At 70.6% G+C, this 13796-nt stretch carries 13 protein-coding genes; 3 read left to right on the plus strand and 10 right to left on the minus strand.

Annotated features, from left to right (window positions below):
- Positions 1-14 precede the first annotated feature (14 nt).
- The 3 genes from G5S38_RS12340 to ubiE all read right to left on the minus strand — a co-directional run bounded on the left by G5S38_RS12340 (position 15) and on the right by ubiE (position 3369).
- The gene (locus tag G5S38_RS12340; RefSeq protein ID WP_165069099.1) at positions 15-1367 is read right to left on the minus strand and encodes an FAD-dependent oxidoreductase; all 1353 of its coding nucleotides are present in this window, start codon (positions 1365-1367) and stop codon (positions 15-17) included.
- A gap of 136 nt (positions 1368-1503) precedes the next feature.
- On the minus strand, positions 1504-2580 hold the full coding sequence (locus G5S38_RS12345; RefSeq protein WP_165069101.1) for a polyprenyl synthetase family protein: 1077 nt from the start codon (positions 2578-2580) through the stop codon (positions 1504-1506).
- 30 nt (positions 2581-2610) lie between these two features.
- Positions 2611-3369: a bifunctional demethylmenaquinone methyltransferase/2-methoxy-6-polyprenyl-1,4-benzoquinol methylase UbiE gene (gene ubiE, locus G5S38_RS12350; RefSeq protein ID WP_165069104.1), complete on the minus strand. Its 759-nt coding sequence runs from the start codon at positions 3367-3369 to the stop codon at positions 2611-2613.
- Between the two features lie 113 nt (positions 3370-3482).
- Between ubiE and G5S38_RS12355 the strand changes: the two genes are divergently transcribed.
- Positions 3483-4754 carry an isochorismate synthase gene (locus G5S38_RS12355; RefSeq protein ID WP_165069106.1) on the plus strand — a complete coding sequence of 424 codons (1272 nt, stop codon included), beginning with the start codon at positions 3483-3485 and terminating at the stop codon, positions 4752-4754.
- A 101-nt stretch (positions 4755-4855) separates the two neighbouring features.
- Here G5S38_RS12355 and G5S38_RS12360 read toward each other — a convergent pair whose 3' ends face one another.
- The 3 genes from G5S38_RS12360 to G5S38_RS12370 all read right to left on the minus strand — a co-directional run bounded on the left by G5S38_RS12360 (position 4856) and on the right by G5S38_RS12370 (position 8002).
- Entirely contained in the window at positions 4856-5710 is an 855-nt protein-coding gene (locus G5S38_RS12360; RefSeq protein WP_165069109.1) for a PPK2 family polyphosphate kinase, read from the minus strand.
- Between the two features lie 133 nt (positions 5711-5843).
- Positions 5844-7667, minus strand: coding sequence for a 2-succinyl-5-enolpyruvyl-6-hydroxy-3-cyclohexene-1-carboxylic-acid synthase (menD, locus tag G5S38_RS12365; RefSeq protein WP_165069111.1), 1824 nt, complete (start codon positions 7665-7667; stop codon positions 5844-5846).
- A complete protein-coding gene (locus tag G5S38_RS12370; RefSeq protein WP_165069113.1) occupies positions 7667-8002 on the minus strand; it encodes a PLD nuclease N-terminal domain-containing protein in 336 nt (111 codons plus the stop codon). The genes menD and G5S38_RS12370 overlap by 1 nt, the downstream gene beginning before the upstream one ends.
- 121 nt (positions 8003-8123) lie before the next feature.
- Between G5S38_RS12370 and G5S38_RS12375 the strand changes: the two genes are divergently transcribed.
- Entirely contained in the window at positions 8124-8471 is a 348-nt protein-coding gene (locus tag G5S38_RS12375; protein WP_165069115.1) for a DUF4229 domain-containing protein, read from the plus strand.
- Here G5S38_RS12375 and G5S38_RS12380 read toward each other — a convergent pair.
- From G5S38_RS12380 to G5S38_RS12390, 3 genes are read right to left on the minus strand one after another with little or no spacing between them, the layout of a single operon-like run.
- Positions 8412-9377 (minus strand): 1,4-dihydroxy-2-naphthoate polyprenyltransferase, encoded by a 966-nt coding sequence (locus tag G5S38_RS12380; RefSeq protein WP_165069118.1) that lies wholly within the window; start codon positions 9375-9377, stop codon positions 8412-8414. The two genes, G5S38_RS12375 and G5S38_RS12380, sit on opposite strands and share 60 nt — an antisense overlap.
- 22 nt (positions 9378-9399) lie before the next feature.
- Positions 9400-10680: an AMP-binding protein gene (locus G5S38_RS12385; protein WP_235929058.1), complete on the minus strand. Its 1281-nt coding sequence runs from the start codon at positions 10678-10680 to the stop codon at positions 9400-9402.
- Positions 10681-10729: 49 nt separating this feature from the next.
- Positions 10730-11638: a 1,4-dihydroxy-2-naphthoyl-CoA synthase gene (locus G5S38_RS12390; RefSeq protein ID WP_165069120.1), complete on the minus strand. Its 909-nt coding sequence runs from the start codon at positions 11636-11638 to the stop codon at positions 10730-10732.
- 125 nt (positions 11639-11763) lie between these two features.
- On the opposite strand from G5S38_RS12390, the gene G5S38_RS12395 reads away from it, so the two are divergent.
- A complete protein-coding gene (locus tag G5S38_RS12395) occupies positions 11764-12792 on the plus strand; it encodes an o-succinylbenzoate synthase (protein ID WP_165069123.1) in 1029 nt (342 codons plus the stop codon).
- On the opposite strand, the gene ccsB is transcribed toward G5S38_RS12395, so the two are convergent.
- Positions 12777-13796 (minus strand): c-type cytochrome biogenesis protein CcsB (ccsB, locus tag G5S38_RS12400; RefSeq protein ID WP_407943846.1); only part of this gene is annotated, 1020 nt, incomplete at its 5' end. The two genes, G5S38_RS12395 and ccsB, sit on opposite strands and share 16 nt — an antisense overlap.

Here is a 13796-nt window from a genome sequence, read left to right on the forward strand (position 1 = left end):
CGGAACCGCCCCGCTCACTCAGCGCGCGAGACCGCCACCATCTCGTCGCGCGGAACGATCTTCACGCGTGGTCGACCCTGCGCGACGCCCTGGGCGATCTCGTGCTGGTCGAGGTTGTGCCAGCCGCCGAGGTCGGTGTACTTGATACCGCGCGAGTCGAGAAGCTCCACGATGGCGGACTCCTCGGGCGCGGCGGGAAGCCACCAGTTGGCCTGGTCGTTGATGACGTGCTTGACCGTCTCCATGGCGTCGCTCTTGGTGTGCCCGATCAGGCCGACGGGCCCGCGCTTGATCCAGCCCGTGGCGTAGACGCCGTGCACGAGCTCATCGTCATCGTCGATGACCTGCCCCTCGCGGTTGGGGATGACGCCGCGTCGCTCGTCGAACGGAATGGCGTCGAGCGGCGAGCCGAAGTACCCGACGGCGCGGTACACCGCCTGCACCGGCACCTCGCGGATCTCGCCGGTTCCGGTGACGCCGCCCGCGGCATCCGGTGTGGTCCGTTCGTAGCGGAACCCGGTGACGGCGCCGTTCTCTCCGAGGATCTCGACGGGGCGCGCCCAGAAGTGCAGGTGAAGTCGGCGAGACGCACCGGTCGGCGTACGGTCCCGCCACGAGTTCAGCACCTTGTTCAGCACGAAGATCTGCTTGTTGGTCTCGATCGCGGCCTTCGATGCCGGGTCGAGGTCGAAGTCCTCGTCGTGCACGATCATGTCGACATCGCGCAGCTCGCCCAGCTCACGCAGTTCGAGGGGGGTGAACTTGACGTGTGCGGGGCCACGCCGGCCGAACACGTGCACGTCGGTGACCGGTGACGCCTTGAGTCCCGCATAGACGTTGGCCGGGATCTCGGTCTCCAGCAGGTCGTCGGCGGGCTTCGCCAGGGTGCGCGCGACGTCGAGGGCGACGTTGCCGTTGCCGATCACGGCGACCTCGCGGTGCGTGAGGGGCCATTCGCGCGGGTAGTCGGGGTGGCCGTCGTACCAGCTGACGAAGTCGGCGGCACCGTAGCTGCCGTCGAGGTCGATGCCCGGCACGTCGAGGTTCACGTCGCGGGCGGCCCCGGTGGCGAAGATCACCGCGTTGTAGTGGTGGCGCAGGTCGTCGAGGGTGATGTCGCGTCCGTAGAGCACGTTGCCGAACAGGCGGATGCGTCCGGTGTCGAGCACGTCGCGGAGCGCGTTGATGATGCCCTTGATGCGGGGGTGGTCGGGGGCGACCCCGTAGCGAACGAGGCCGTACGGCGCAGGGAGCTGCTCGAACAGGTCGACGGAGACGTCGAACTTACGCTCGGCCTTGAGCAGGATGTCGGCGGCGTAGATTCCCGCGGGTCCTGCTCCGACGATGGCCAGCCTGAAAGTGGTCACGGGTTTCCTTTCGCGTAGCCCGGCGTGTTCCAGGCTGGATTTCTCGGTGTCACTGGGCTCTTCGGTGTCGCTGGGCTCTTCGATATCGCTGGATTTCTCGATAACACTGATCGAGGCGCCGACGCTGCGGCGCGACTCACCTGCTGCGCTCGACGATGGAGTCGGCGAAGCGAACGAGCGCCTTCTTGACCGGGCCCTCCGGCAGCGGCGCGAGATCGGCCACCGCCTCACGGGACCAGCGCTGCGCTTCGGCGAGGGTCTGGCGCGTCACGTCGTGCGCGCGCAGCTCGGCGATCGCCGCGGTGAGCTCCTCGTCGTCGGCCTCTGCGTAGTGCGCGACGTTGACGTCCCGTTCGATGCGGGTCAGCAGGTCGGCGGCCTCAGGGTCGGTCGTCGCGAGCCGGCGCAGGTAGAGCAGAGGAAGCGTCGATACCCCGGAGCGCAGGTCGGTTCCCGGGGTCTTCCCGGTCTCGCCGACCGGGGGCGCGAGGTCGATGATGTCGTCGACGAGCTGGAAGGCGATGCCGATCTTCTCGCCGAACGCGGTGACGGCGTCGCGGTATTCGACGGGGGCGCCGGCGAGGAGCACGCCGGTCTGCGCCGCGGCGGCGATGAGCGACCCGGTCTTGTCGGCGAGCACCTGGATGTAGTGCTCGATGGCGTCTTCGTCGTCGCGCGGTCCCATGGTCTCGTGCAGCTGGCCGAGGCAGAGGCGCTCGAAGGTGTCGGCCTGCAGGCGGATGATCGTCTCGCCGAGCCCGGCGACGAGCTTGCTGGCGCGAGCGAACAGCAGGTCACCGGTCAGGATGGCAATCGAGTTGTTCCACTGGATCTGCGCGCTGGGCACGCCGCGCCGCATCTCGGCCTCGTCCATTACGTCGTCGTGGTACAGCGAGGCGAGGTGGGTGATCTCGATCGCGGCGGCGGCCTGGATCACCGGATCGTTGTTGCCGTTGCCGAGTTGCGCGGTGACGAGGGCGAGGGTGGGACGGATGCGCTTGCCGCCCGCGTCGAGCAGGTAGCGACTGGTGACGTCTGCGAGGTCGTCGGCGAACGACATCTCGTCGACGAGTGCGGCCTCGACGGACTCGAGGCCCGATTCGATAGCGGAGACGAAGCGGCGCTCCTCCGACGAGGAGAACAGCTTCTCGCCGAACCCCAGCGTCGTGCCGAGGGTCGTTCCGGCGCGGGCGCGCCTCGTGGGGCCGGTCATCGGTTCACCGTCTCGTTCATGTCGCGTTCCCTACACGCCCGTGGCGTCGAGGGGCGAGGCCGCCGCGCGGCGTCCGCGCGAGGTGCGGGCGTTGTTCACCGGCTTGCGGCCGCGGTGCAACGCGACGACACCGAGGGTGAGGTTGCGGTGGGCGACACGGCTGAAGCCGGCTCCGCGCAGCCACCGGCTGAGCGTCTGCTGGTCTGGCCAAGCCTCGATGGACTCGGCGAGGTAGTCGTATGCCTCACTGTTGGAGCTCGCGACGCGCACGACGGTGGGCATCACCGACCGGAGGTACCAGCGGTACGTCGCCCGGATCACGGGGACGGGCGGGGTGGTGAACTCGCAGATCACGAGGCGTCCGCCTGGCTTGAGCACCCGGTACATCTCGGCGAGCGCGGCGTGCGGGTCGGTGATGTTGCGCAGTCCGAACGAAATGGTGACGGCGTCGAAGGTCTCGTCGTCGAAGGGGAGCGTCGTGGCGTCGGCCTGCACGAATTCGATGTCGGGGTGACGCTCGCGACCGACGGCGATCATGCCCGCGGAGAAGTCGAGCGCGGTGACGAAGGCGCCACTCTTCGCGATGGCGGCAGAGCTGGTGCCGGTTCCCGCGGCGAGGTCGAGCACGGCCTCTCGCGGTCGCGGGGCGATTGCGCGCACCGTGGCGATGCGCCACAGGCTGGCGGCGCCGGCCGACAGGATCGCGTTCGTGCGGTCGTAGCGTTTCGCGACCCCGTCGAACATGGTCGAGACGTCACTCGAGTTCTTAGTCAAATCCGCCCTGGCCACCCGTCGAGTCTAGTTGGGACTTGCATGCACTCTTGCTGAGCGTGTGCCGCACCGTGCGCCCGGCGCGAGCGGGCCAGCCGGGTGCACGGTCACCCCGGCGGTACGCTCGCACCATGCCTTCCGAGCAGCGCTCCGTTCCCGCGCTCACCGTCACCACCTCCGCCTGCACCGATCTCGGCCCCCTCATTCCGCTCGTCGACCCGGGGTCCCCCCTGGTGTGGATGCGGCGGGGCTTCGGCATGATCGGAATCGGCGAGGCACTGCGGCTCGAATTCACGGGGCCGAACCGCATCGCCGACGCGGCAGCCGCGTGGCAGCGCGTGGTCGCGTGTGCCTCGGTCACCGATGACGTCGGCGTCTCGGGAACGGGACTGGTCGCGTTCGGGTCGTTCGCCTTCGCCGAGGGGTCGACGATGACGAGCGTGCTCATCGTGCCGTCGATGCTCGTCGGCCGGTCGCCGCAGGGGTCGTGGGTCACCAGGGTCACCGTCGACGACCCCGGCGTTTCGGCGCATGACGCCCCTCCTGCCCCGCTCCCCGAGGTGGTTCCGTTCGGCGAGCCCGCGTCGGTCGACCTGCTGCCTGGCACCCTCTCCCGGGAGGCGTACTTCGCTGCCGTCGGCACCGCGGTCGCGCACATCCGCCGCCACGAGCTCGAGAAGGTCGTGCTGGCCAGGGATGCCGTCGGTCGCCTGCCCGAGGGCTTCGACATCCGCGGCGTGATCCGCGAGCTGGCGCGCGGCTACCCCGACTGCTGGACGTTCGCGATCGACGGCTTCCTCGGCTCCAGCCCCGAGACCCTGGTCAGCGTCATGGCGGGTACCGTCACCGCGCGGGTCCTCGCGGGCAGCGCCGCCCGGGGAACGGATGCCGCCTCCGACGAGACCGCGTCGACCGCCCTCGCCACGTCGTCGAAGGACCTCGACGAGCACCAGTTCGCGGTGCAGAACGTGCTCGCGTCGCTGCGCCCGCACAGCCCGAGCGTCATGGCCAGCGAGCTGCCGTTCACGCTGAAGCTGCCCAATCTCTGGCACCTGGCGAGCGATGTGGACGGCGAGCTGACCGACGGTTCGACCTCCCTCGATCTCGTCGGCTCGATGCATCCGACCGCTGCCGTCGCCGGCACGCCGACCGCGCTCGCCCTGTCGCTCATCGGCGAGCTCGAGCCGTTCGATCGCGGGCGCTATGCCGGTCCGGTGGGGTGGGTGGATGCCGCGGGCGACGGTGAATGGGCGGTCGCCCTGAGGTCGGCCCAGGTGTCGGCTGACGGCACCGTCACCGCGTATGCCGGCGCCGGCATCGTGGCGGACTCCGCGCCGGAACGCGAGCTGGTCGAGACCAGGCTCAAGTTCCGTCCGATCGTTGAGGCGTTCCGAGGGCAGTAAAGACGGGTGCAGACGCCCGATGCATCGACACCCGATGCAGCGACGCTTGGGTAGCGACGCCCGGGCCGTGACGCACGGTCAGTGACACCGGGCGCGGCAGCTCAGCTGTCGATGAGCCGCGCGCGCTGCGCCGCGACGTCGAAGGTGGCCTCCGGCCAGTCGAGCCGCATTCCCTTGATCGCGTCGATCAGCAGGCGCTGCGTCGCAAGCCGCGCGTAGTACTTGCGGTCGGCCGGCACGACGAACCACGGGGCGTCGGGCGTCGTGGTGCGCTGCACCGCGATCTGGTAGGCGTCTTCGTAGTCGGTCCAGCGCAGACGGTCGTCGATGTCGGCAGGGTCGAACTTCCAGTGCTTGTCTGCACGGGCCAGCCTCTCGGCCAGACGCTCCTTCTGCTCGGCCGCGCTGATGTGCAGCATGACCTTGACGATAGTGGTGCCGTTCGCGACGGCCTCGGCCTCGAACTCGCGGATCAGGGCGTAGCGCTTCTCGACGACGTCGGGGGCCGACAGCCCGCGCACCCGGTGCACGAGCACGTCTTCGTAGTGCGACCGGTCGAACACGGCGATCTGCCCGGGCTGGGGCAGGCGCCTGCGCACGCGCCAGAGAAAGTCGTGGTGCCGTTTCTCTGCGCGGGTCGGCGCGGTGAACGCGGTCACCCGCACCCCGAGGGGGTTGGTGCCGGCGAGCGAGTGCCTGACGATGCCGCCCTTGCCCGCGGTATCCATTCCCTGCAGCACGAGCAGCACCGAGCGCGTTCCGCCAGCGCGGCCGTGGGCGTAGAGGCGTTCCTGCAGGTCGGCGAGCTCGGCCGCCCCGGATTCGAGCCGGGCCGCGGCGACGTCCTTGCCGCCGGGAAAGCCCGGGGTCGACCTGGGATCGATGGCCTCGAGATCGGTGGTCTTGCTCGCGCGGAGCAGCTCACCCGGCTTTGCTTTCCACCCGGCAGTCGACATGACCTCAGGGTAGCTGCCGCACCGACGGTGGCGGTGACGGGCCGGTGGCGGGCCGGCACCCGTCGGGCGATCCCGCCGTGCGGTCGCGCCAGGTCAGTCGCGGTCAAGCCAGGTCAGTCGCGGTCGCGCCAGGTCAGTCGCGGTCGAGCGGCACTTCGATCAGCACAGGGCCGGTCGCGCTGAGCGCTTCATCGAGTGCTCCCCTGGTGGCCGCCCGCAGGTATTGCCAGCCGTATGCCTTCGCGATGGCGGCGAGGTCGACCGTGTGCGGGGTGTACAGCACGCGATCGAATGCGTCGCCGGGCGCGGTGGCCGCGACCTCGAGTCCGTCGAAGATCGTTCCACCCCAGTCGTTGCCGACGATGACCTGGATGCTGGGGCGCACCTCACCGGGCGGCAGCAGCAGCGCGCCCACGTCGTGCAGCAGGGTGAGGTCACCGAGCACCACGCGGGTGACGCCACTCGCCCCCGCCTCGGTGGCCTGGCTCGCGACCGCGATGCCGGTCGCGGTGGCGACCGTGCCGTCGATGCCCGCGAGGCCCCGGTTGGCGTGCACGCTGATTCTCTTGCCCGGCAGCAGCCGGTCGGCCTCGCGAATGAGCCTGGACGCCCCGAACACGAGCCGGTCGTGCGGCCAGGTGGCTGCCCACACCGTCTCGACGAGCATGCGCCTGGTTGCCGGTTCGCGGTAGGTCGCGAGCTGCGCGCGGGCGAAGGCGCCCGCGGACGTCGCGGTCGACGTCTCGGTCGACGTCTCGGTCGACGTCTCGCTCGAATTGTCGGTGGGCCCGGTGGATGCCTCGGCCGCCGCATCCATCGATGCCCGACTCGCCTGCACCCAGCGGCCCGCCCACGCGCGCTCCGCCGGCGCGCCCTGATAGACCACCGCATCGACGATGCGTGCCGCGCGGTGGCCGGGGTTGTAGTCCTCGAAGCCGGGGCCGCGCACGATGATCGTCTCGACGTCGGCGCGCACCAGCAGCGCCGGGATCTCGCGGCTCAAGGTGGGGTGGCCGAACACGATGGCGCGGCGCACTGCGCCGCCGAACCCCGGCTGCGACAGCAGGGAACGGTAGGCCACGACGAGGTTGGGGCCGAAGCGCGCCCCGCTGCTGATCTCGGCGATGAGCGGCGCACCGAGGTCGCGGGCGAGCTGCTCGGCGGCGGGTCCGGCGCCGTGCCCCGCGATGACGATGGTTCCGTCGGCGTACCCGAGCTCGTCGGGGTGCCTCGGGTGCTGGCCGCGGGCCGGCGCGGCTGTGGCATCGGGGGTGACGAGCGTCGAGGCATCCACCGCTGCGGAGAGCGGTTCGCGAAAGGCGAGGTTGAGCTGTACGGGGCCGGGAACGCCCGAGTGGCCCGCCGCGGCGGAGAATGCCTCCCGCGCGAGTTCACCCGGGTACTCGGCGGCGAATCCGGTGTCGCTGGGCGCCTCGACGTCGCGCACGAAGTGCACCGAGTCGCCGAAGACCCCGACCTGCCGGGTGGTCTGGTTCGATCCGATGCCGCGCAGCTCGGTCGGTCGGTCGGCGGTGAGCAGGATCATCGGAACCCCGGAGTGCCTCGCCTCGAGCACTGCCGGGTGCAGATTGGCGACCGCGGTGCCCGAGGTGGTGATCACGAGCGCTGGCACGCCGGATTCAACGCCGATGCCGAGGGCGAGGAACGCGGCGACCCGCTCGTCGATGCGCACCCACAGGCGCACGAGCCCGGCACGCTCGTACTCGGCAGCGGCGAGCGCGGCGGCCTGGGAGCGTGACCCCGGGCAGAGCACGATGTCGCGTACGCCGAGGGCGATGAGTTCACCGAGCAGCGCGACCGAGACTGCGGTGGCGGCACTGCGGTCGGTGGCGGCGCTGCGGCCGGTGGTGGCGCTGCGGCCGCTGGCGGCGCTGCGGTCGGTGGCGGCACTGCGGCCCGCGAGCGGCTGGGCGGCCGCCGATGCCTCGGCGGCCACTAGTCCTTGGGGGTGGAGTCGTCGTCGAGGTCAGCGAGCTCCTGCTCGAGGCGACGGATGCGCTCTTCCTGCTCCTTGTCGGTGCCGAGCCGGCGCAAGAATTCGGGGTCGTCATCCGGGGCGGTCTGGCGCGGAGCGGGCTTGCGACCCCGCTTGTCCTTGCCCAGCGTGAACCAGAGGAGAGCACCGATCACCGGCAGGAAGAGAATGACAATCACCCACAGCCACTTGGGGAGTCCCCGGGTGCGAGATTTGTCCGTCATCAGCGAGTCGATGGCGGCGTATATCGACAGGGCAACGATGATGAGCCCCACCACAATGTAGACGCGAACCATGCAACGAGTGTATGCCCGCGAACTGGGCGGGGGCTGCGCGGGAAGGTCACGATCGCGTAGAGCGGACAGGGCCGATCCGGGCACAGTCGCCGCACCGGGGCCGCTCCGTAGAATGGTCGGCGTGAAATCGTCGCGATCGTGGATCATCTATTCCCTGCTGAGGATCGGCCTGTTTGCGGCCGTGCTCGCCCTGCTGCTGTTCCTCGACGTGACGCCGTGGCTCGCCGCGATCATCGCGGCCGTCGTCGGCCTGTGCGTGACGTACATCTTCTTTCGCAAGCCGCGCGAGGCCGTGGTGCGCAGCTTCTACGAATACCGCACCTCGGGGAGCAAGGACGTCGACGCCGACAGCGAGGACGACGTGCTCGACAGCACTCCCGCCGCACCCCCCGCGCAGGCGGCGCAGCCGTCAGAACGCGAGCGCGGCAGCCAGCCCGACGCCGAACAGCAGGGCCGTGACGCTCGTTAGCTTGAGCGCGAGGATGAACTCCGGCGCGGTGCGGCCGGTCAGCGTGATGATGACCGCGGGAACGGCCGCGAGCAGCGCGAAGAACACGTAGCCCGCGTTCGGGTACAGCGCGGTGAAGAACCCGAGGATGACGAATGGCGCGAGCGTCATGGCGGCGAACAGCACCCTCGACATGCGGTCGCCGACGAGCACAGCGAGAGTGCGCTTGCGGGCGAGCACGTCCTGCTGCGCGTCGCGGATGTTGTTGACCATCAGCACGGCGCACGCGAGGAGCCCGATGGCCACGGCGGCGAGCCACGCCTCGAGGCTGACCGCGCCGACCTGCACGAACATGGTGCCAGCGGTGGCGACGAGGCCGAAGAAGATGAACACGAACACTTCGCCGAGGCCGTAGTAGCCGTATGGATGCTTGCCGCCGGTGTAGAAGTAGGCGGCGACGACACAGACCGCGCCGATGACGATCAGCCAGGGGTACCCGCTGAGGATGCTGACCGCGACACCTGCCACGCCCGCGATCGCGAAGAAGACGAGGGCGACCGTGAGCACCGCGCGGGGCTTCGCGGCTCCCGACCCCGTGAGGCGCGATGGTCCGACGCGATGCGCGTCGGTGCCGCGCACCCCGTCGGAGTAGTCGTTCGCGTAGTTGACGCCGATCTGGAGTCCGACTGCGACGACGAGGCACAGCAGCGCCCTGACCCAGTGCCACCCCTCGTCGTTGTCGTAGAGGTAGGCGGCCCCGGTGCCGAGCGCGACAGGCGCGATGGCCAGCGGCAGGGTGCGCAGTCGGGCGCCGCCGATCCAGTCCCGCGCGGTGGCGGGGGCAACGGCCTTCGCCTTGGGCGGGCGCCGAGTGTCGTTCTTGCGGGGATCGATGCGACGCTGTGCCGGTCTGCTCTTGTTAGCCACCCGGCGATTCTACTGAGCGGCGCTATGCCGACCCGTGCTGCCCGGTCGCGTGCTGCCCGGTCGAGTCCTGCCCGGTCGAGTCCTGCCCGGTCGCGTGCTGCCCGGTCGAGTCCTGCCCGGTCGCGTGCTGCCCGGTCCCGGCGAGCTCGGCGAGCGCGCGCCGGTCCGGCTTGCCACTGGCCAACATCGGGATGCGGTCGACGACCCGCACCGACGTCGGCCGTGCGGCCCTGCCGAGGCGGCTGCCGAGCAGCTCGCGCAGCTCGTCGAGGTCGACCGGTGTCGGCGACACCACCGCGATGGCCTCCCCCCAGCGGTCGTTCGGCACGGAGACGGCGAGCGCTCGCGGGTGACCGGCGACGTGCAGCATCCGTTCGACCTCATCGAGGGAGACCTTCTCGCCCCCGGAGATGATGACGCGGTCGATGCGCCCGGTGATGCTGAGCCGGCCGTCGGTGAGCGTTCCCGCGTCGGCGGTGCGGTACCAGCGCGCCCCGTCGGATTCGATGAAGCGGTCTGCGGTGAGCCCGGGGTCGCCGAGGTAGCCCTCCGCGAGTACCGGCCCGCCGAGTTCGACCTGGCCGTCGCGGATGCGCGCGGTCGTGGTGCCGATGGGCACGCCGTCGTAGACGCAGCCGCCCGCGGTCTCGCTCGAGCCGTAGCTGCGGGTGACCCGGATGCCGAGCGCTGCCGCGCGGTCGAGGAGCGCGGCGGGGGTGGCCTGTCCGCCCACGAGCACGCTGTCGAAGCGGCGCAGGGCTGCCAGCACGGTCGAGGTGCCCGTGGACCCCGCGGACGCGCTGGCCGCGCCGCCGGCTTCGCCCTCGGCGGCGTCGACGAGGGTCGCGAGCTGTGCTGGCACGAGCGACGTGAAGCGTGGCGCCGCGGCATCCATCGCCCCGCAGGCGGCGACGAACGCGGCCGGGTCGACGTGGCCGGTGCCGAGGATCACCGGGTCGGTGCCCGCGGCGATCGACCGCACCAGAACGTTGAGGCCGGCGATGTAGTGCGCGGGCAGGGCGAGCAGCCATTGTCCTGGCGCACCGAGGGCGGTGGCGGATGCCGCGGCGCTCGCCAGCAGGGCATCCGCGCTCAGCGCCACGCGCTTGGCGGCTCCCGTCGACCCGCTGGTCTCGACCACCACGGCGGTGCGCAGCGACACCTCGGCGGGCGCGGGCGACGACAGGCCGGCGAGACCACCGGCGACCGGCAGCAGCGCGGGGCCGCTCGCCGACAGCGTTTCACGCAGCGCGAGCAGCATCGCGGCGGGGTCGTCGGCGTCGATAACGTGGAGCGCGCGCACCCTCGTCAGCCCGCCGTGCTCGGTACTGCCACCATCAGTACTGCCACCATCAGTACTGCCAGGGGTACGGGCCCCAGTCGGGCGCGCGCTTCTCGAGGAATGCGTCGCGCCCCTCGACGGCTTCGTCGGTGCCGTAGGCGAGGCGGGTCGCTTCGCCCGCGAACAACTGCTGGCCGACGAGCCCGTCGTCGACGGCGTTGAAGGCGTACTTGAGCATGCGGATCGCGGTCGGCGACTTCGTGAGGATCTCGTTCGCCCACTCGTAGGCGGTCGCCTCGAGTTCGGCGTGGGGAACGACGGCGTTGATCGCCCCCGTCTCGAGCGCCCTGTGCGCGTCGTACTCCCTGGCGAGGAAGAACACTTCGCGGGCGAACTTCTGCCCGACCTGGCGGGCGAAGTAGGCGCTGCCGTAGCCGGCGTCGAACGAGCCGACGTCGGCGTCGGTCTGCTTGAACCGGCCGTGCTCCTCGCTCGCGATGGAGAGGTCGCACACGACGTGCAGCGAGTGCCCGCCGCCGGCCGCCCAGCCGGGGATGACCGCGATGACGACCTTGGGCATGAAGCGGATGAGCCGCTGCACCTCGAGGATGTGCAGGCGTCCGGTGGCGCCCGCCTTCGCGGTGGCCGGCGCCTCCCCCTCGGGATACTGGTACCCGTCGCGACCGCGGATGCGCTGGTCGCCGCCCGAGCAGAACGCCCACCCGCCGTCCTTCGGGCTCGGCCCGTTGCCGGTGAGCAGCACCACCCCGATGCGGGAGTTCTGCCGCGCGTCGTCGAGCACGGCGTAGAGCTCGTCGACGGTGTGCGGGCGGAACGCGTTGCGCACCTCAGGCCGGTCGAACGCGACGCGGGCGACCCGCCCCTCCGTGTCGTGGTGGTAGGTGATGTCGGTGAGGGAATCGAAGCCGTCGACGGGCTTCCAGACGCTCGGGTCGAAGAGTTCGGAGACCTCGGTCATGGGCCCAGTTTAGGCAGCGCGCCTGCGGGCCAGGTCACCGCGAATCCCGCCCAGCACGCGCCCGGCACCCGCCCGCCACCCGCCCACGGACGACACCGCCGCCCGATGAGGGCCAGACTGGGAGAATGTTGCCGTCGCTGAAGACCATCCGGGAGACCGCGCGCGTCGTCGCGCTTCCGCTCCGCCAGCCGTTCCGCGGAATCGCGTCGCGCGAGGCACTGCTGTTCGAGGGTCCGGAGGGGTGGAGCGAATTCTCGCCGTTCGTCGAATACGCCGACGACGAGGCATCCGCCTGGCTCTCCGCCGGCATCGACTTCGCGTTCACGGCGTCTCCCGCGGTCGTGCGCGACCGGATCATGGTCAACGCGACCGTTCCCGCGGTGGGCGCCGACGCGGTGGCCGGCGTGCTCGACGCGTTCCCCGGGTGCCGCACCGCCAAGGTGAAGGTCGCCGAGCGCGGCCAGACCCTCGCCGACGACGTCGCCAGGGTCGCCGAGGTGCGCCGCTACCTCGGGCCGGAGGGCCGCATTCGCATCGACGCCAACGGCGCGTGGAACGTCGACGAAGCGGAGCACGCCATCCACGCGATGTGCGCCTCGGACCTCGAGTACGTCGAGCAGCCCTGTGCGAGCGTCGACGAGCTCGCCGACATCCGCCGCCGAATCAAGTACATGGGCATCCCGGTCGCCGCCGACGAGAGCGTGCGCAAGGCGACCGACCCGGTCGACGTCGCTCGGCGCGGGGCCGTCGACCTGCTGGTCATCAAGGCCCAGCCGCTGGGCGGCATCCGCGCGGCACTGGCCATCTCGGCCGAGGCCGGATTGCCGGTCGTGGTGTCGAGCGCACTCGACACGTCGGTGGGCATCGCGATGGGCGCGCACCTCGCGGCGTCGCTCCCGGCGCTCGAGTACGACTGCGGACTGGGCACGGCCGCGCTTCTCGCGGCAGACGTCACCCGGTCACCACTCGTGCCGGTCGGCGGCAGCATCCCGGTCCAGAGGCCCACAGTGGATGCAGCGTTGCTGGCCGAGCACGAGGCACCGGGCGAGCGCGTCCAATGGTGGCTCGACCGCCTGGAGCGCTGCTACGCCCTGCTCGAGCAGCGCGCCAGCGACACCGGGTCACACGGCTGGCGTGCCTACAGACCGCTGTAGGAGTGCAGGCCCTCGAAGTACAGGTTGACGATCGTGAAGTTGAACACGACGGCGGAGAACCCGATGATCGCGAGCCACGCCGACCGGGATCCACGCCAGCCCCGGGTGGCGCGGGCGTGGATGTACCCGGCGAAGATGGTCCAGATGATGAAGGTCCAGACCTCCTTGGTGTCCCAGCCCCAGTAGCGACCCCACGCGCGCTCGGCCCAGACGGCACCGGCGATGAGGGTGAAGGTCCAGAACACGAACCCGACGACGACGACGCGGTAGGCGAGGTTCTCGAGCACCTCGGACGACGGGAGCGTCTGTAGGAACTTGAGTCCGGCGCCCTTGGCCGCCGCCCGCTTGGCCTGCAGCAGCTGCATGACCGAGAGGCCGGCACCGAGGGCGAAGAACGACGTTCCCAGCACGGCGACGAAGACATGGATGACGAGCCATGCCGACTGGAGGGCCGGCGGCAAGGGCTTCACGTCGACGTAGAAGTTGACCGTGCCGACGCCGAGGGCGATGAGTCCGAAGCCGGTGATGAATGCGCCGAGGAACCGGAGGTTCTGCCACAGCTGAACGAAGATGAAGACGCCGACGATGATGGCCGATGCGGTGAGCGAGAACTCGAACATGTTCGACCACGGCACGTGGCCCTGTGCGACGCCGCGCATGACGACGGCGGCGACGTGGATGACCCAGCCGATGATCGTGAGGGCGAATGCGATGCGTTCGAAGCGATACCGTGGCGCGGCCGGCGCCGTGTCCGGACGGTCGAGCGTGCCGACCGAGCCGTTCTGGCCGGAGCGTGCCGCACCGCGTGCGCCCGCCGACCCCGCCGCTGTGGCGGTGGGGACGGCACCCGCCGTGACCGCACCGTCGGCCGTCGTCACTCTCCCCGGGGCCTGCACCGCGGCGGACCGCCTGGCGAGGGCGAGGGGGGACATGATGAAGGCGAGGGGGTAGACCACCATCGTCGACCAGATGGCGACGAGCGAGAGGGGTACGAGCTGTTCGGG

This window comes from Marisediminicola senii (assembly GCF_011057645.1).
GTDB classification, from domain to species: domain Bacteria; phylum Actinomycetota; class Actinomycetes; order Actinomycetales; family Microbacteriaceae; genus Marisediminicola; species Marisediminicola senii.